At 66.2% G+C, this 17,495-nt stretch carries 12 protein-coding genes; 5 read left to right on the plus strand and 7 right to left on the minus strand.

Going from position 1 to position 17,495, the window contains the following annotated elements; all coding sequences use genetic code 11:
* Positions 1 to 117: 117 nt before the first annotated feature.
* Together H4P35_RS08470 and H4P35_RS08475 are read left to right on the plus strand one after the other, a co-directional pair.
* Complete coding sequence (locus H4P35_RS08470) at positions 118 to 1,185, plus strand: tartrate dehydrogenase (protein ID WP_226848606.1); 1,068 nt, start codon at positions 118 to 120, stop codon at positions 1,183 to 1,185.
* 33 nt (positions 1,186 to 1,218) lie between these two features.
* Positions 1,219 to 2,178: a hypothetical protein gene (locus H4P35_RS08475; RefSeq protein ID WP_152383894.1), complete on the plus strand. Its 960-nt coding sequence runs from the start codon at positions 1,219 to 1,221 to the stop codon at positions 2,176 to 2,178.
* Positions 2,179 to 2,242: 64 nt separating this feature from the next.
* Here the strand turns inward: H4P35_RS08475 and H4P35_RS08480 are convergent, their stop codons facing one another.
* The 5 genes from H4P35_RS08480 to H4P35_RS08500 form a co-directional block, all read right to left on the minus strand.
* The gene (locus H4P35_RS08480) at positions 2,243 to 3,856 is read right to left on the minus strand and encodes a DHA2 family efflux MFS transporter permease subunit (RefSeq protein ID WP_226848607.1); all 1,614 of its coding nucleotides are present in this window, start codon (positions 3,854 to 3,856) and stop codon (positions 2,243 to 2,245) included.
* On the minus strand, positions 3,853 to 5,046 hold the full coding sequence (locus H4P35_RS08485) for an efflux RND transporter periplasmic adaptor subunit (protein ID WP_226848608.1): 1,194 nt from the start codon (positions 5,044 to 5,046) through the stop codon (positions 3,853 to 3,855). Before H4P35_RS08485 ends, H4P35_RS08480 begins: the two co-directional genes overlap by 4 nt.
* Positions 5,047 to 5,067: 21 nt before the next feature.
* Positions 5,068 to 6,483, minus strand: a complete 1,416-nt coding sequence (locus tag H4P35_RS08490) for an efflux transporter outer membrane subunit (RefSeq protein ID WP_226848609.1) — start codon at positions 6,481 to 6,483, stop codon at positions 5,068 to 5,070.
* Positions 6,484 to 6,577: 94 nt separating this feature from the next.
* On the minus strand, positions 6,578 to 7,102 hold the full coding sequence (locus tag H4P35_RS08495; RefSeq protein WP_180100771.1) for a MarR family winged helix-turn-helix transcriptional regulator: 525 nt from the start codon (positions 7,100 to 7,102) through the stop codon (positions 6,578 to 6,580).
* Positions 7,103 to 7,133: 31 nt separating this feature from the next.
* A complete protein-coding gene (locus H4P35_RS08500; RefSeq protein WP_180100770.1) occupies positions 7,134 to 8,021 on the minus strand; it encodes a DMT family transporter in 888 nt (295 codons plus the stop codon).
* A gap of 69 nt (positions 8,022 to 8,090) precedes the next feature.
* Here H4P35_RS08500 and H4P35_RS08505 point away from each other — a divergent pair, with 69 nt between their 5' ends.
* Positions 8,091 to 9,068, plus strand: a complete 978-nt coding sequence (locus tag H4P35_RS08505; protein ID WP_226848610.1) for a DMT family transporter — start codon at positions 8,091 to 8,093, stop codon at positions 9,066 to 9,068.
* 50 nt (positions 9,069 to 9,118) lie between these two features.
* Positions 9,119 to 10,108 carry a quinone oxidoreductase gene (locus H4P35_RS08510; RefSeq protein WP_056315608.1) on the plus strand — a complete coding sequence of 330 codons (990 nt, stop codon included), beginning with the start codon at positions 9,119 to 9,121 and terminating at the stop codon, positions 10,106 to 10,108.
* Positions 10,109 to 10,219: 111 nt separating this feature from the next.
* On the opposite strand, the gene H4P35_RS08515 is transcribed toward H4P35_RS08510, so the two are convergent.
* Positions 10,220 to 10,894, minus strand: a complete 675-nt coding sequence (locus H4P35_RS08515) for an epoxyqueuosine reductase QueH (protein WP_142049734.1) — start codon at positions 10,892 to 10,894, stop codon at positions 10,220 to 10,222.
* A gap of 48 nt (positions 10,895 to 10,942) precedes the next feature.
* Positions 10,943 to 13,720 carry a bifunctional [glutamate--ammonia ligase]-adenylyl-L-tyrosine phosphorylase/[glutamate--ammonia-ligase] adenylyltransferase gene (gene glnE / locus H4P35_RS08520; RefSeq protein WP_226848611.1) on the minus strand — a complete coding sequence of 926 codons (2,778 nt, stop codon included), beginning with the start codon at positions 13,718 to 13,720 and terminating at the stop codon, positions 10,943 to 10,945.
* Between the two features lie 103 nt (positions 13,721 to 13,823).
* Between glnE and H4P35_RS08525 the strand changes: the two genes are divergently transcribed.
* A complete protein-coding gene (locus H4P35_RS08525; protein ID WP_226848612.1) occupies positions 13,824 to 17,459 on the plus strand; it encodes a YhdP family protein in 3,636 nt (1,211 codons plus the stop codon).
* Positions 17,460 to 17,495 lie beyond the last annotated feature (36 nt).

Genomic DNA, 17,495 nt, shown 5'->3' on the forward strand with positions numbered 1-17,495 from the left:
GGATCGTTCCATGCCGCCGTCCATTCCCGCCACCCATTTGGGGGCGGGGTTTTGTGTTGCGCACATTTATGCCTAAGATTGCGGGCGGTGTATCAATGAAAACCAAAGGAAGACACGGTGGCTAAGAAACACAAAATTGCAGTGCTCCCAGGAGACGGAATCGGCAAGGAGGTCGTGCCGGAAGGTTTGAAGGTGCTGGATGCCGTGGCGGCGCGGTTCGGTATCGACTTCCAGTGGGACCATTTCGAGTGGAGCTGCGACTACTACGCCAAACACGGCAAGATGATGCCGGACGACTGGAAGGACCAGATCGGCCAGCACGAGGCCATTTTCTTCGGCTCGATCGGTTGGCCCGCCACGGTGCCCGACCACGAGGCGCTGTGGGGCTCGCTGTTCAAGTTCCGCCGTGAATTCGATCAGTACATCAATCTGCGTCCGGTGCGGCTGATGCCCGGCGTGCCCTCGCCGCTGGCCGATCGCAAGCCTGGCGAGATCGATTTCTTCATCGTGCGCGAGAACACGGAAGGCGAATACTCCAATAGCGGCGGCCGCCTGTTCGAGGGCACCGACCGCGAAGTCGTCATCCAGGAAAGCGTCTTTACGCGCATCGGCGCCGAGCGCGTGCTGAAGTTCGCATTCGAGCTGGCGCAAAAGCGCGGCAAGCACCTGACCGCCGCCACCAAGTCCAACGGCATTTCCATCTCGATGCCCTGGTGGGACGAGCGCGTTGCCGACATGGCCGGGAACTATCCCGATGTGCGCTGGGACAAATATCACATCGACATCCTGTGCGCGCACTTCGTGCAGCATCCGGACTGGTTCGATGTGGTGGTGGCTTCCAACCTGTTCGGCGATATCCTGTCCGACCTGGGGCCGGCTTGCACGGGCACCATCGGCATTGCGCCGTCGGCGAACCTGAACCCGGAACGGAAATTTCCGTCGCTCTTCGAACCGGTGCATGGCTCTGCGCCGGACATTTATGGCAAGGGCATCGCCAACCCCATCGGACAGATCTGGAGCGGGGCATTGATGCTGGATTTCTTGGGGTATCCCGACGCGTCGGCCGCCGTGGTCAAGGCAATCGAAACCGTGCTGGCCGATGGCCCGCGGACGCGGGATATGAAAGGCAACGCTTCGACAGCCGAGGTCGGTGACGCCATTGCTTCGCTGGTCCGGGGCGGTTAAGTGCAGTTGCGGGCAGGCCTGTCTGGTTAGTAGATGAACGACTCGATGTTTTCTCCTCCCTCCGATCACGTGGGCGGCGGGCGGGCCGACCGGTTTGTCCGCAAGCTTTTCCGCATGCTGCGTTCGCGCACGCAGCGGCACAATCAGCATCTGTGGCCATTCGTGCGGATCTGGCGGGACAAGGATGGCGCGATCAGCGCCTATCGTGCATTCGGCCGTTCATTGCGCATCACTCCCTTGTCGCAGGGCTACGACCCTGCCGACAAGGTGGTGCACCTGATCCTGAGCGGCCCTTCGATCTCCGAGATTCCGTATGACCGCATGAATATCGGCGTGGCGATGGGCGTCAATGGCTCCATCGCGCTGTCGCGCAAGTTCGACCTGCAGTTCAAGTACTACTGCATCATCGACCAGAACTTCGTGCGGGACCGCATTGAGCTGGTGCGCGATATCGTCGGGCGCGACCTGACGCTGTATGTGTTTCCCGAGGTTCTGCGCTACATCATGCAGGGCATTCCGCAGGAGCAAATCCGCTGCCGCATCTGCATCATCGAGCTGATCTCCCGGCGCGCCTACGAGCGCAGCGTTGCGCCAGCAGTGCTCAAGCGCATTGCCGCCGCCTCGCCTGATGTTGAGCTGCTGGACGCCAAGCAGGGGCTGGGCTACAGCTTCGATGCGTCGCTGGGCGTGTTCGATGCCGATACCGTGGCCTATGCGGCGCTGCAGGTCTTGATGTCCGGCGGCGCGCGCGAGGTCTACGTGCATGGGCTGGACCTGACCGTGCAGGGCGGATTGCGTTTCTACGATGAAGGCGGCAAGCCTCAGACCAGCCGGCTGACGCGTAACTTTCCGAAGTTCATCGAGCCGTCATTCCGCTTTGCGTCGCCGCTGTGGCGCGAGCGCGGGGTGTCCGTGTTCAATCTGTCTCCGGTCAGCGCGCTGTCGGCCGACATCATCGAACGCAAGGATTGGCAAACGCTGCTCAGGGACTGAGCCGCATGGATCAAAATGAAAAGGCGCCGCGAGGCGCCTTTTTCATTGGGGCATGCCGCGCGGATCAGTGCGCGCCCGCCGCCGCCTCCGCCGCGCCGCCGCTACCCGCCTTGGAAGACCGCGGCCGCGCAAACCACACCAGGCCCGTCAGCAGCAGGAAGATGATCGCCGACGCATAGAACACGTCCGTCGCCGACATGGTGAAGGCCTGCGCGTTGATCATCCCGTCCACCATCGTAAGCGCCTGCTGGTGCGAGACGCCCAGGCCGTTCTGCAAGGTATTCATGGTCTGGTCGAACGCCTGTTGGCCGGGCTTGGCGATTTCGGTCAGCTGCGCGTGATGCAGGGTGGCTCGGTTTTCCCACAACGTCGTGGAGATCGACGTGCCGAACGCGCCCGCCGTCAGCCGCAGGAAGTTCGACAGGCCCGACGCGGCCGGGATGCGCCAGGGCTCGATGCTCGAGAGGGTAATCGACGTGAGCGGCACGAAGAACGCCGCCATCGCCGCACCCTGGATGATCGTCGGGATCATCAGCGTGCGCACGTCCGTCTGCGTATTGAACCCGGAGCGCATGAAGCAGACCAGCGCAAAGATCAGGAAGGCAACCGTGACGAGTTGCCGCGGATCGCGCGTGGCCAGCATCTTGCCCACGATGGGCGTCAGCAGGATCGCCAGAAGTCCCACGGGGGCAGTGACGAGGCCCGCATAGGTTGCCGTGTAGCCCATATTGCTTTGCAGCCACAGCGGTAGCAGCACGACGTTGCCGAAGAAGACGCCATACGCCACCGCCAGCGTCAGTGCGCCAACCGTGAAGTTGCGGACCTTGAACAGGCGCAGGTCCACGACGGGGTGCGCGTCGGTGAGCTCCCAGATCAGGAAGAAGACGAAGGCCACGAAGGCGATCGCCGCCAGCGCGATGATGGTGGGGCTGGCGAACCAGTCCAGCTCCTTGCCCTTGTCCAGCATGATCTGCAGCGCGCCCACCCAGACCACGAGCAGGACGAGGCCAAGCTTGTCGATGGGCAGCTTGCGCGTGACCGATTCCCGGTTGCCGTAGATGCGCCAGCTGATCCAGGCGGCCAACAGGCCCACCGGCACGTTGATGTAGAAGATCCAGGGCCAGGTGTAGTTGTCTGAAATCCAGCCGCCCAGCAGGGGGCCGGCCACCGGCGCCACCAGCGTGGTCATGGACCAGACCGCTAGCGCCATGCCCGCCTTGGACTTCGGAAAGCTGGCCAGCATCAGCGTCTGCGACAGCGGAATCATCGGCCCGGCCACGGCGCCTTGCAACACGCGGAAGGCGATCAGCGCCTCTAGCGACGGCGAGAAGCCGCACAGCCAGGAGGCGAGCACGAAGAGCAGCGTGGAGATCAGGAACAGGCGCACCTGGCCGAATCGCTGCGTGAGCCAGCCGGTAAGCGGCACCGTGATGGCGTTGGCCACCGCGAACGACGTGATCACCCAGGTGCCCTGGCTGGTGCTTACGCCCAGGTCGCCCGAGATGGTGGGGATGGAGACGTTCGCGATGGACGTGTCCAGCACGTTCATGAAGACCGCGGTCGACAGGGCGATCGACCCGATGATGCGGGTCGCGCCTTCCAGAGGCGGATGGGTGCCCGGCGGGCGGGCGGCGTCGGGGGGCGCGCCGGCGCCCGCGGGCTGGGCGGCTGTGCTCATGATGCGATGTTGGCGGCGATGATCTTCGCGATCATCGCATCGACTTCATTGTGGGCGGGTTCGAAGGCGCGGGTCGACCAGGCCGGTTCCTTGCGCGCCACTTGCGTGAGCGGGGCGCCGTCGTCCTTGCCCACGTCGACTTCCACGTCCATCGACAAGCCCACGCGAAGCGGATGCTGCTTGACGTCTTCGGGGTCCAGCGTGATCCGCACGGGGACGCGCTGCACCACCTTGATCCAGTTGCCGGTGGCGTTCTGGGCGGGAAGCAGGGCGAAGGCGCTGCCCGTGCCGGCGTCCAGGCCGGCGACCGTGCCGTGGTAGGTGACCGAGCTGCCGTACAGATCGGCCACCATCTTGACTGGCTGGCCGATGCGCATCTTGCGCAACTGGCCTTCCTTGAAGTTGGCTTCGACCCAGACCTGGTCCAGCGGCACCACGGTCATCAGCGCGGCGCCGGGAGCAACGCGCTGGCCGACCTGCGCGGTGCGGCGCGCGATCACGCCGCCCACGGGGGCGGGGAGCACGGTGCGTGATTGGGCAAGCCACGCGTTGCGCAACTCGGCGGCCGCCTGGCGCACGTCGGGGTGGTCCGCCACCGTGGTGCCTTGCGTCAGGGCCTGGTTGGTCGCCAGCTTGGCCTGCGCGGCGGCCAGCGCCGCCTTGGCTTGCGCCACGCCGGACTGGGCCGACTTGAGCGCGACCTCGGCGTGCAGGATTTCCTCGCCGCTGACGCCGCCCGACTTGGCGAGCTGCTGGCGGCGCTTGACGTCGCTTTGGGCGCGGGTCAGCTCGGCCTGGGCGCGCAGGATGTCGGCATTGCGCAGGTCGACGTCGGCCGCCAGCGCATCGTTCTGCACGTAATAGGTCTGCACCTGGCGCACGGTCTGCGCCAGCTTGGCTTGCGCCTGCTGCAGGGCGACGTCGGTGTCGGCGGGATCGAGGCGGACCAGCGGCTGGCCGGCCGTGACGGTTTCGGTATCGTCGGCTTCGATGGCGACCACGGTGCCGGGCACCTGCGGCGTGATCTGCACCAGGTTGCCGTGCACGTAGGCGTCGTCGGTGCTTTCGAAGTGCGCGCCGAACAACGCCCACCAGATGCCATAGGCGATCGCGATGACGATGAAGGCTCCGGTCGCGAGCAGCAGCAGGCGTTTACGGGCGGGATGGGTTGTGGGAGTGGCAGCGTTCATGACGTCTGAATCCGGGATCGTTCAATGAATGGAGTTCGGGGCCGGCTCGGCCGGGGCCGCGTAGCCGCCGCCCAGGGCGGTGGCCAGGTTGGCGTCGAGCTGATAGGCGCGGATGCGCAGGTCCGTGTCAAGGCGCGCCTGCGTCAGCACGCCGGTCTGGGCGATCAGCACGGAGATGTAGTTACCCATGCCCGCCTTGTAGCGGTCGACGGCGAGCGCGTAGGCGGCCTCGATGGCCTCGCGCGCCTGGCGTTGCTGGGCTCTTTCCTGATCCAGCAGGCGCAGGCCGTCCAGGGCGTCGGCGACCTGGTGCGCGGCGTCCAGCACGGTCTGGTTGTAGTCCGACACCGCCAGGTCCGCGTCGGCACGGCGGCCCGCCAGGTTGGCGTTGAGTTCGCCGCCGTGGAAGATGGGCAGCGTGATCGCCGGACCGATGCCGGCCATGCGGGCGTCGGCGCCCAGCAGGTTGCCGGTGCCAATGGCCTGGAAGCCGACGAAGGCGACCAGGTTCACGTTGGGGTAGAACTCGGCCTTGGCCGCGTCGATGGTGTGGCGCGCCGCCTCGGCGCGCCAGCGGGCGGCCGTGACGTCGGGGCGATGCCCCAGCAGGTCGAGCGGAACGCTGGCCGGCACGGCGCCTGCCGGCGCGGTCAGCGTCACCTGAACCAGATCCTGTCCGCGCTGCGGGCCGGCGCCGGCCAGCGCGGCGACCTGATTACGCAACTGGGCGATCGTCGTGTCGGTCTGGGTCAGTTCGACCTTGCCGGAGGCCAGCGACGATTCCGCCTGCTTGACCTCGACCTGGGTGTCCAGGCCCGCGGAATAGCGGCCCTGCGTCAGCGACAGCACTTCGGCGCGCTGCGCGATCACCCGGTTCAGCACGTCGCGCTGCGCAAAGGCGTTCTGCAGGTTCAGGTAGGCGCGCACGGTGGCGCTGGCGAGCAGGTTGCGCGCGGCCTGCGCATCGGCGCTGGCGGCCTCCTGCTGCGACACCGCGGACTGCAGGCGTGAGCGATTCTTGCCCCAGAAGTCCAGTTCATAGCTGAAATCCAGCGCCAGCCGGTTGTCGCTGACGACAGAACCGCCCAGCGGCGCGGGGTAGATGTAGTCCTTGGACAGATGTTCGCGATTGAGCGTGTAGCCTGCGTCCACCCGCGGCAGCAGCGGGGCGCGCGCCATGCCGACAGCGGCGTTGGCCTTGGCCAGGCGCGCCTGCGCGGCGCTCATCGACGGACTGTTTGCCAGCGCTTCGGTCATCAGCGCATTGAGCTGCGAATCCCCGTAGCGTTCCCACCACTGCGCGGCGGGCCATTCGGTGGCCTGCCCGGTCAGCCCGAGTTTGGCGGCGTCAAGCTCGGCGATGGGCTTTGGCGCCGGCTCCATCAGCGCGCAACCGGTGAGGGCGAGCACCAATGCGATAGATAAAAGGCGTTTCATCCTGACTGTTAGCTGAAAGTAATTGATTGATCTGTATTTGCCTAGGCAACGATTATGCCAAATAAAAACCCCGGCTCCCGCGCGGGGTATGGCGTCAGCGCTCGGGGGCGGCGCCGGAGGCGGACCCGTTGGCGATCATCCGGCGCATGAAATGCATGAGCTGGGTGACTTCGTCGGTGGAGAAACCGCGCAGGTGGTGGTTCAGCGCACGGGCGATGTTGGCGGGGATGAGGCGGGCCTTGGCCTCGCCCAATTCGGTCAATTCGATCTTGACCACCCGGCGGTCTTCCTGGCTGCGGTTACGGCGCAGCAGGCCCTTGGCTTCCAGGCGATCCAGCGCGCGGGTCATGGCGCCGGTGTCCATGTCGTTCAGGCGGGCCAGTTCGGCGGGCGTGTCGGCGCGGCCCAGGAACACCATGGCCAGCGGGCGCCATTGCATCGCGGTGAGATCGAGCGGCGCCATCTCCTGGTCGAGCATCCGGGTCAGGGAGTGATAGACCAGCTTGATGAGGTAACCCGCGTTGTCTTCCGCCATGCACCGGGTGTCGTTGCGGTAATGGATGGGAGCGTCGGATGGCTCGGAGGATGCGGGCGAGGGCAGGGAAGGCGCGTCAGTCATGCGCCGAATTTTACTGCCTAGTCAGTTATTGTCAAGGCTGTATTTTCGGGGCCGGCTCTGGCGCCGACGGCTGCTTGCGCAGCCCCGACCACACGATGGCCGCCACGATCAGCGCGGCGCCGGCCAGCATGCGCGGGGTGGGCTGCTGGCTGAAGAGCATCCAGGCGAATGCGATGGCGTAGACGGGTTCCAGGGCGATGACAAGCCCCGCGCTGCGGGCATTCAGGCGGGTCAGGCTGGACACGAACAGGTAATGGGACAGCCCGGTGCAGAAAACGCCCAGGAGCGCCAGCCAGAACCAGTCCAGCGCATGCACGGCGGGCAACTGGCCGACCGCGAACGGCACCATCACCAATGCGACCACCACGTTTTGCCAGCAGGCCACCTGCATCGGGTCCATGCCGGAGGCCGAGCGGCGGTTGCTCAAGGCGAGCAGGGCAAAGGTCAGGCCGGACAGAATGCCCCACGCCAGCCCGATGGTGCCTTGGTCGGCAAGGTCGAACGACGGCGTGACGAGCACCAGGCCGGCGGTCACCAGGCCCAGCAGCAGCCATTCGGCCAGGCGGACGCGTTCGCGGAAGAGGAGCCCTTCGAACAGCGTGATGAACGCGGGAAAGCTGGCAAAGCCGAGCGTCGCGATGGCGATGCCGCCCACCTTGACGGAAATGAAGAAAGTGACCCAGTGCGCCGCGAGCAGCGCGCCGGCGATCACCAGCACGAACAACTGAGCCGGCGTAAGCGCGCCCAGCAGCGGTTTGCGGCGCATCCGCGCAAAGATGCCCAGCGACACGACCGCGAATGCCGCCCGTCCCAACGTGATGACCGCGGCGCTGGCCTGGATCAGTTCGCCGAACACGCCGGTCAGGCCGAATAGCACGGCGGCAAGATGGATATAGGTGAGCGCGCGGTGTCGAGTCATGCTGCGAAAGAAGCGGATTGCATCAGAGAAGGCGTGCAATTATTTTTGCGGTGAATTTAAAATCATCGCATGAATCGTATTGCCAAGCTTACGGCGCTCCCGCTGGCGTCCAGCCGCGCTGCCGGGATCGCCATGGCGGTGCTTGGCGCGATCCTCTTTTCCGCCAAGGCCATCGTCGTCAAGTTCACCTACCGCTACGGTATCGACGCGGTCACGCTGATCGCGTTTCGCATGCTGTTCGCGATGCCGTTCTTCGCGGTGGTGGCGTGGCGCCAGTCGCGCCGCGCGGCGCGGGGCGAGATCGTGACGATGACCACGAAGGAGCGCCTGCAGGTGTGCGTGCTGGGCCTTCTGGGTTATTACCTGTCCAGCTTCCTGGACTTTCTGGGGCTGCGTTACATCACCGCCAGCCTCGAACGCCTGATCCTGTTTCTGTCTCCCTCGCTCGTCGTGCTGCTGTCGGCCCTCTGGTTCAAACGCCCGATCGAACGCCGGCAATGGCTGGCCATGGTGCTGTCCTACGCGGGCGTGGTGCTGGTGTTCGCGCACGATCTGTCCTTCGGCGGGGGCAGCGAGGTGCTGTTAGGGTCTTTGTTCGTTTTTGGCTCGGCCGCAAGCTATTCTGTGTACCTCATCTGTTCCGGGGAACTGATCAAGCGGATTGGCCCGACGCGGCTGGTGGCCTATGCCATGCTCGTGTCGTGCGTGGCCTGCATCATCCAGTTCTTCGTCGTGCATCCGCCGTCGATGCTGATCCAGCCCGCCGCGGTCTACGGTTACTCGATCATTCACGCCACCCTGAATACGGTGGTGCCGGTGTTCATGCTGATGTGGGCGGTCTCGCTGATCGGGGCGCCTACCGCGTCGCTGCTGGGCATGGTGGGGCCGGTGTCGGTGCTGTTTCTCGCGTCGTGGTTCCTGGACGAGCCCATCACGGTGTGGCAAATGGGCGGAACCGTCCTGGTGCTGGCGGGGGTGTTTGCGTTGATGGGCGGCGGCGCCGCCCGCGCGCCCGCGGGACAGGACGGCAGGCAATCCCCCCGGTGAAGTCTGCAATTTTGGTCAATTCGCGTTATTTCCAATGAAAGGAGGCCAGCATGGCCAGCAATCTCGTCAAGGCAATTCGTATCGAGCAGCACGGTGGTCCCGAAGTCCTGAAGCTGGTCGAGGTGGAAGTGCCGCCGCCGGCCGCCAACGAAGTCACGATCGAGCAGCACGCCGCCGGCCTGAATTTCATCGATATCTATTTCCGCACGGGCTTGTATCCCCATCCGCTGCCGCATGGCCTGGGCTTTGAAGGGGCGGGCGTGGTCACCGCCGTGGGCGCCGACGTCAAGCACCTGAAGAAAGGCGACCGTGTCGCCTACGGCCAGAGCCCCATTGGCGCGTACGCCAAGGCCCGCAATGTGCCGGCTTTGCAGGTCGTCAAGGTGCCCAAGGGCATCGGCTTTGACGAAGCGGCCGCGCTGATGCTCAAGGGCCTGACGGTGCAGTACCTGTTCCGCCAGACCTACCGCCTGCAAGGTGGCGAAACCATCCTGTTCCATGCCGCAGCCGGTGGCGTCGGGCTGATTGCGTGCCAATGGGCCAAGGCCCTGGGCGTCAAGCTCATCGGCACGGTGTCCAGCCCCGAAAAGGCGGAACTGGCTCGCGAAAATGGCGCCTGGGAAACCATCGACTATTCGCGCGAAAACGTGGTCGAACGCGTGCTGGAACTGACGGGCGGCAAGAAGGTGCCGGTCGTGTATGACGGCGTGGGCAAGGACACGTGGGAAACCTCGCTGGACTGCATCGAGCCGCGCGGCCTGATGGTCAGCTTCGGCAATGCATCCGGTCCCGTGGCAGGCGTGAACCTGGCCGTGCTGAACCAGAAGGGCAGCCTGTACGTGACGCGCCCCTCGCTGGGCATCCACGTGAACACGCTGGAGAAGCTGCAATCGGCGTCCGAAGAGCTGTTCGACCTGGTGCTGAAAAAGAAGATCAAGGTCCGCATCGACCAGCGTTACGCGCTGGAGCAGGCGGGCGAAGCGCAGACGGCGCTGGCGTCGCGCAAGACGACGGGCGCGACGGTGCTGACGCTGGACTGATTGCAGTACTGATCGCACCACAAAGCAAGGCGGCGCCCCGTGGGGCGCCGCGACAGGCCTGGAGGACGCGCGATGCGCGGACTGCCGGGCTTTTTTTTGATCAGCCGCCGATCAGAGCTTTTCCTCGTTGATGAGGTCTTCCTTGCCGTAGAACTTCACGCCGATGTGAATGCGCTCGCGGCCTTGCGACCGGCGGTGGCGGTTGGTATCGCGCAGCGAATAGACGCAGCCGCAGTATTCCTGCTGGTAGAAGTTCTCGCGCTTGCTGATTTCGATCATGCGGGCCGAACCGCCGCCCTTGCGCCAGTTGTAGGTCCAGTAGATCAGATCGTCGTAACGCGCGGCGGCGCGTTCGCCGCAACCGTTGATCTGGTTCATGTCCTTCCAACGCGAGATGCCGAGCGAGCTGGTGATGGTGTCAAAGCCATGCTCGTGGGCGTAGAGGGCGGTGCGTTCGAAGCGCATGTCAAAGCACGCCGTGCAGCGCTCGCCGCGCTCGGGGGCGTCTTCCATGCCCTTGACGCGGTCGAACCAGTTGTCCATGTCGTAGTCGGCGTCGATGAATTCGATGCCGTGCTGCTCCGCGAAGCGGATGTTCTCCTGCTTGCGGATTTCGTACTCTTTGACCGGATGGATGTTCGGGTTGTAGAAGTAGATCGCGTAATCGATCCCGGAGGCCGTCATGGCCTCCATGACCTCGCCAGAACAGGGCGCGCAGCACGAATGCATCAGCACCTTGCTGCGGCCGGCGGGCAGGTCGAGTTTGGGGCGGACGAGTTCAGACATGGCGGTGGGGCAAAAGCGGAAAAGCCCTTATTTTACGACGAGTTGCCGTCACCCCAGCACCGTCGTCCACAGTTCCCGCACCGCGGCGCGTTCCGGCTGGAGCTGATCGGGCGCCACGCGGGCCTTTTCCACGCCCTGCAAGCGCAACTGATGCTGCACGCGCCGCAGGGTGCGGTAGGCGTCGCCCGACCGCGCGGCCAGCTCGGGCGGGATCAGCCCCACTTCGGCGGCCAGGCGCAACAGCGTGATGTTGCCCAGGTTGCGCACCAGCACCGGATGTGTGCCCGCGTGACACAGCACCAGGTATTGCGTCACGAATTCCACGTCGACCATGCCGCCGCGGTCGTGCTTCAGGTCGAAGCGGTCCGAGGTGTTCGGATGGCCGGCATTGATTTTCTCGCGCATGGCCAGCACTTCGTCGCGCAGCGCCGCCGTGTTGCGCGGCAGCACCAGGATGTCCTCGCGGATCTTTTCAAACCGCGCACCCACGTTGGCGTCGCCGGCCGCGAAACGCGCGCGGGTCAGCGCCTGGTGTTCCCAGGCCCAGGCGTGCTTGTGCTGGTATTCCTCGAAGGCTTCGATCGATACCGCCAGCAGTCCCGCGTCGCCGTCGGGCCGCAGGCGCAGGTCGGTCTCGTACAGCCGCCCCGACGAGGTCATGGTCGACAGCCAGGACGACATGCGCCGGCCCAGCTTGGCATAGACCTCCGCGGCATCGTCGCGCGGGTCGTCGAAGAGGAACACGAGATCCAGGTCTGAGGCGTAGCCCAACTCCTTGCCGCCCAGTTTGCCGTACGCAATGACGGCAAAGCGCGGCTCGGCGCCTTCGGCTTTGTTCACGAGCGGCCACGCGCGGCGGATGGTCTCGGTCAGCAACAGATCCGCCAGCGCCGACAACTGGTCGGCCAGCTTTTCAACGGTGAGCTCGCCCTCCAGGTCCTGCGCCAGCAGCTGGAAGCTGGCCTGGCGCTGCACGTCGCGCATCAGGTTCATCTGGCGCTCGATGTCCGGGTCGCCGTCCGGCAGGCGGCAGGCGTCCAGGTCCGCCGTCAGCTGCCGCGCGATCTGGCCGAAGTCGAGCGGTTCAAAGAGCGTGCGCCAGTCGATCAGGCTGTCGAGCAGCAATGGGTGTTGCGTCAGGTACTGCGCGGCCCAGGGGCTGGCGGCCACCATGCGCGCCACGCGCGCCAGCGTGTCCGGGTATTCGGCCAGCAGCGCCAGGTACGCGCTGCGCTGCGCGATCTTTTCTATGAGGTCAAAGAGCCGCACCGCAGCCTCGCGCGGGGCGGGCGTCTGCAGCGCGGCGTGTAGCGCGGCCGGAAGCAGGACCTCCATGCGGCGGCGGCTGCTTTCGGGCAGGCTGCGCACGCGGTGGCTGCCCGACAATGTCTGGGCCCGGCGCACCAGGTCGTCCGCGTCCTGGCCAAACGCCTGGCGGATCTGGTCGGTAAGCTCGCTTTCGCTGTCGGGTTCTTCCTGGCTGGCCGGCGCCTCGCCCGGCGTGGGGGCAGGCGCCGCTTCTTCCTCGCCCATGCCCACCATGCGGAACACGTTGCGGAAGGTCTGCGACACGAAGTCGCGGTGCGCGGCCAACGTGCTCTCGAAGGCGTCGGGCGTCATGCCCAGCGCCTCGGCCAGGGCGGCGCGCAGGGCCGGGTCGCCGGGCAGCAGATGCGTCTGCTCGTCTTCGCGATATTGCAGCGCGTGCTCGGTGCGGCGCAGGAACCGGTAGGCCTCTTCAAGCCGGAGGGCGTCGTCTTGCGGCACCAGGCCGGCCACGCATTCAGCATGCAGCGCTTCCAGCAAGCCGCGCTTTTGCAGCGCCGGCATGCGTCCGCCGCGGATCAACTGCGCCAGTTGCACCACGAACTCGATCTCGCGGATGCCGCCGTCGCCCAGCTTGATGTTGTTGGCGCTGTCGATGCCATTGCGCGCCGACGCGCGGCGCTGCCAGTCCTGGCGGATGCGTTCGCGCAGCGCGCGCAGCGCGGCCAGCGCATCGAAGTCGAAGTACTTGCGGTAGACGAAGGGCACGCGCAGGCTTTCCAGTTGGCGGGCCTGCGCGGCGCTGTCGCTGTCTTCGAAGGCCTGCGCCGGCATCAGGCGCGCCTTCAGCCATGCATAACGCTCCCATTCGCGCCCCTGGCCGATCAGATAGTGCTCCAGCGCGTCCAGGCTCCAGGCCAACGGGCCGGCGTCGCCGTCCGGACGCAGGCGCAGGTCGGTGCGGAATACCTGGCCGTTGGCGTCCACCTCGGACAGCACCGGCATCATGCGGCGCGTAAGGCGGCCGTAGAACTCGTGATGGCTGATGCGGCGGGGTCCGTCGGTTTCGCCTTCCTCGCCATAGAGCATGATCAGGTCGATGTCGGACGACACGTTCAGCTCGCACCCGCCCAGCTTGCCCATGCCCACGATCAGCATTTCCTGGGGCTTGCCCGTGGCCGGGTCGCGCGGCACGCCGTGCACGGCCGCCAGTTCGGCGGCCACGCTGCGGTAGGCGGCTGCCACCGCCATGTTCGCCAGCGTGGTCATGGCGCCCACCACTTCTTCAAGCGGGGCCTGCCCGGACAGGTCGCGCACGATCAGCACGCTGAAGACGCGTTCGCGCAGCTTGCGCAGCACCATGCGGCAAACATCCACCGGCAAGGCGCCGGTCACGGCCGTGCCGGCCAGTTCGTTCTGCCATTGCGCCATCAACGCCGGTGTGACGGGTTGTTTCACCGCCTCGTCCAGCCACGCGGCCAGATCCGGGTGAGCGTCCAGACGGCGGCGCAGATGGCCGGACCAGGCGAGGGCAGGGGCAATAAGTGATGGTTTCGACATGGTGCAAAGGGCGGCAGACGGATGGACGTGTTTCAGGTATAAGTGGGGACGATACTGCAAGACATCTCCTCCTGCCCACTGATCCGTGTCTGTTCCAAAAAAAGTGCTCCGCAGCCTGTTCTGGGCCGCGCTGACCGTCTATGGCGTTGTCGCCATCGGGTTTCTGGGCGTGCGCTACTGGGTCCTCCCGCGGGTGGATCAGTGGCGCCCTCAGATTGAAGCCTACGCCAGCCAGGCGTTGGGCGCCCGCGTAACGATCGGCGCGATCAAGGCCAACTGGCAAGGGCTCAATCCCCGGCTCGATCTCGCCGCCGTCCAGGTCTACGACGACGAGACGGATCCGGTATTGAGCCTGCCGTCCGTGTCCGCGGTCGTGGCGTGGCGCAGCATCCTGTCCCTGTCGCCCACCCTGGTGCGGCTGCGGCTCGAAAAGCCGGAACTGACGCTGCGGCGGGACACGTCAAACCATCTGTGGGTCGCTGGCCAGAATATCGACCTGAATACCAGCGACCACGCTTCCGACCTGAACCATCCTGGCCTGCGCTGGCTGGCGGCGCAGCGCGAGCTGCTGGTCAGCGACGCCACGCTGCGCTGGCAGGACGAACTGCGCCAGGCGCCCGAGCTCACGCTGGAAGGCGTCGACTTCCTGGTGCGCAACGGCAGTCTCTCGCATCGGTTCGTGCTGCAGGCATCCGCGGGGCCGGCGCTGGCCCACAAACTGGAGCTGCGCGGCGAATTCAACCGCAGCCTGTTTGCCGCCGACGCCAAGAAGCCCGCCAACTGGAGCGGCCAGATCTTTGCCCAGGTCGATGACGTGGAGCCGCTGGCCTGGGCGCCCTGGATCGACGTGCCCCGGGTAGCCGGCCGCATCGCCGCGCGCGCGTGGTGGCAGCTCGACCACGGCAAGTTCACCAAATTGACGAGCGACGTCGCCGCGCGCGGCGTGTCTTGGCGCGCGTCGCCGGACGGGCCCGCCTTTCAGGGCGGTTCGGGCCAGTTGCGCATTGCCGCGCTGCCGGGCGATTTCGTGACGATCGATGGCCTGCCGATGGCGCGCAGCCCCGGCGCGGCCGACGTGACGGTCAAGGGCGCGGTGCACCAGTTGCGCGTGACGCTTCCGGGCGTCTTCGAGACGCCGACGCTGCGGGCCGACGACCTGGAGCTCGACGCCCAGGTCAAGGGGCCTGATGCGGACAACTGGTTCGTGGACGTGGCCCAGATGCGTCTGGCCAATGAAGACATGGATGTGCGTCTTCAAGGCCAGTGGCGCAAAGAGGGCAAGACCGCGGCGGGCAGCGCCGACGTGCGCGGCACGATGGTGCGCGGCTCGATGCCCGCCATCCACCGTTATCTGCCGCTCGAGGTGAACGCCGACGCCCGTGAATGGCTGGCGACTGGTTTGCCTGCCGGCCAGATGCATTCGGCGGCCATCACGCTCAAGGGGGATCTGGACGACTTCCCGTTCGGTGCGCCGGGCGCCACCGGCGAATTCGTCATCGCCGGCGCGTATTCCGGCGCGAAGGTCGACTACGCGCCGGCGGGCGAGAACCGCAAGGGCTGGCCGATGCTGGAAAACCTGTCGGGCAGTTTCCGCATCGACAAGGTGAGCCTGGCGCTGGACAGTGCGGGCGGCGCGGTGGCGCACACCGGCAAGGGGCACACCGTCACGTTGAGCGCCGTGAAGGCGGCCATTCCCAACATGGAGCATGACTCGGAACTGCGGGTCACCGGCGACACCTCGGGGCCGGTGGCGGCCTATCTGGCGCTGGCCGCGAATTCTCCATTGGGCGAGCTGCTGGACGGGGCCTTGGACGAGGCCCACGGCACCGGCGACTGGCGCATGCCGCTCGACCTGAAGGTGCCGCTGCTCAATACCGATGACACTCAGGTCCAGGGGCGTATCCGTTTCTCGGACAATTCCTTTACCTTCATGCCCGAGATCCCGCCGCTCAGCCAGATCCACGGTGACCTGGAGTTTTCAGAAAAGGGCGTGCAGACCAAGGGCATCCGGGCGCAATTCCTGGGCGGACCCGCCAACATCTACGGCACGCTGGCGCAGGGCACGGACGCGCTGCGTTTTGACGGCACCCTGTCGGGGCCCGGGCTGGCGCAGTTGAGCCGCGCCGCATCGATGTCGCGTTTCACCGGCCGCGCAGCCTACAAGGGCCGGCTGCTCTACCTGAAGGGCGGCGCCATCGACATATCGGCCGAGTCCGACCTGGTTGGCATGGCGATCGACATGCCGGCGCCCGCCGGCAAGCCGGCCAAGTCCGCGCAGTTGCTGAAGCTGCAATGGTCGCCGGCGCAGGACCGCGGCGCCCGCGACCGGCGCTGGCTGACGGCCAGCCTGGGCGATAACGTCAACGCCTTGTTCGAACGGGACCCCGCCGAGGGTTCGGCCGCCTACTTTTCGCGCGGCGCGCTGGGCATCGGGCGGCCGGCCAGCCTGCCGGAGCGCGGGCTGAGCCTTAACGCCAGCCTGCCCGAACTGGACATGGACGCCTGGGATGCCGTCTCCGAGGGATTCAACGTGGCGCCCGCGAAGGGGCGGCCGCCTTCCAAGCCCATCCTGCCGCAGCCCGAGCGCATCAGTCTGGCTGCCGGCGCGCTGCACACCAGCGGCTACACCCTCAATGACCTGACGCTGTATGCCACGCGCCCCGCGCCGGCGCGCTGGCGCGTCGAACTGGAATCGCGGCAGGCGGCAGGCACGCTGGAATGGCGCGAGGCGCAGGGCGCCATCGCCGGGCAGATCACCGCCCGCCTGAAGCATCTGTCCATTGCGGGCGAGGGCGACTCCAACCAGGCTGACAAGGCGCTGGCCTCCGGCAACGACCTGTCCGACATTCCCGCGATCGATCTGCAGGCCAATCAATTCTTGTTGTATGGCAAGAACCTGGGGGCGCTGCAGGTGACGGGCACCAACCTGGAGCGGGGGCGGCAATGGCGGCTGGACAAGCTGTCCATCACCAATGATTCGGCGGCCTTGAACGCCACGGGCAATTGGGGGCTTGAAGGGCCGAACCGGGGGCTGACCGTCGATGCCGTGCTCAAGCTGGAAAACGTCGGCGACTTCATGAGCCGGATCGGCTTTGAGAACGTCGTGTCCAACGGCAAGGGAACGATCCAGGGCAAGGCGACCTGGCGCAACCTGCCGTGGACGCACGATATCGCCGACGTGGTGGGCGATGTGGTCGTCAGCCTGGACAACGGCCGCTTCATGCACGTGAACTCCCGCACGGCGCGGCTGTTGGAGCTGCTGTCGCTGCAGTCGCTGCAGCGGCTGGCGCGGCTGGACGTCAATCCCACGAACCTGCTGCGGGACGGGTTTCCGTTCGACACCATCCGCGGCAACGTCAAGGTGGCCGACGGCACGCTGAATACCGAAGGCTACAAGATCAACGGTCCGGTGGCCGCAATCGTCCTGGCGGGCGGCGTGAACCTCGTCAAGGAGCGCTGGGACATGAAGGCGGTGGTGATTCCCAATCTGGACGCCAGCGGCGCGGCAATGGTCACCGCGCTGGCGGTCAACCCGCTGATTGGCCTGGGCGCGTTCGTCACGCAGTGGCTCCTCAAGCAGCCGCTGGCGCGCGCGATGACGATGGAATACGCCGTCACGGGAAGCTGGGACGACCCGCGCATCGAACCCATCGACGCCTCGGGCAAGGAGCCGGACAAGCAGACGCCCCGGCCGGCCAATTCCTCGCCGCGCCGGATGCCGGAGTTCATCGAGCACTGAGCAGCCGCCGACGCAGGACAGGACAGTCGCCCAAGA

Source organism: Achromobacter sp. 77 (genome assembly GCF_020541125.1).
GTDB lineage: Bacteria > Pseudomonadota > Gammaproteobacteria > Burkholderiales > Burkholderiaceae_B > Achromobacter > Achromobacter mucicolens.

Coding starts and splice junctions, on each gene's coding strand:
- H4P35_RS08475 (WP_152383894.1), top strand. CDS start 1,219: ATGAACGACTCGATGTTTTCTCCTCCCTCCGATCACGTGGGCGGCGGG.
- H4P35_RS08480 (WP_226848607.1), bottom strand. CDS start 3,856: ATGAGCACAGCCGCCCAGCCCGCGGGCGCCGGCGCGCCCCCCGACGCC.
- H4P35_RS08485 (WP_226848608.1), bottom strand. CDS start 5,046: ATGAACGCTGCCACTCCCACAACCCATCCCGCCCGTAAACGCCTGCTG.
- H4P35_RS08490 (WP_226848609.1), bottom strand. CDS start 6,483: ATGAAACGCCTTTTATCTATCGCATTGGTGCTCGCCCTCACCGGTTGC.
- H4P35_RS08495 (WP_180100771.1), bottom strand. CDS start 7,102: ATGACTGACGCGCCTTCCCTGCCCTCGCCCGCATCCTCCGAGCCATCC.
- H4P35_RS08500 (WP_180100770.1), bottom strand. CDS start 8,021: ATGACTCGACACCGCGCGCTCACCTATATCCATCTTGCCGCCGTGCTA.
- H4P35_RS08505 (WP_226848610.1), top strand. CDS start 8,091: ATGAATCGTATTGCCAAGCTTACGGCGCTCCCGCTGGCGTCCAGCCGC.
- H4P35_RS08510 (WP_056315608.1), top strand. CDS start 9,119: ATGGCCAGCAATCTCGTCAAGGCAATTCGTATCGAGCAGCACGGTGGT.
- H4P35_RS08515 (WP_142049734.1), bottom strand. CDS start 10,894: ATGTCTGAACTCGTCCGCCCCAAACTCGACCTGCCCGCCGGCCGCAGC.
- glnE (WP_226848611.1), bottom strand. CDS start 13,720: ATGTCGAAACCATCACTTATTGCCCCTGCCCTCGCCTGGTCCGGCCAT.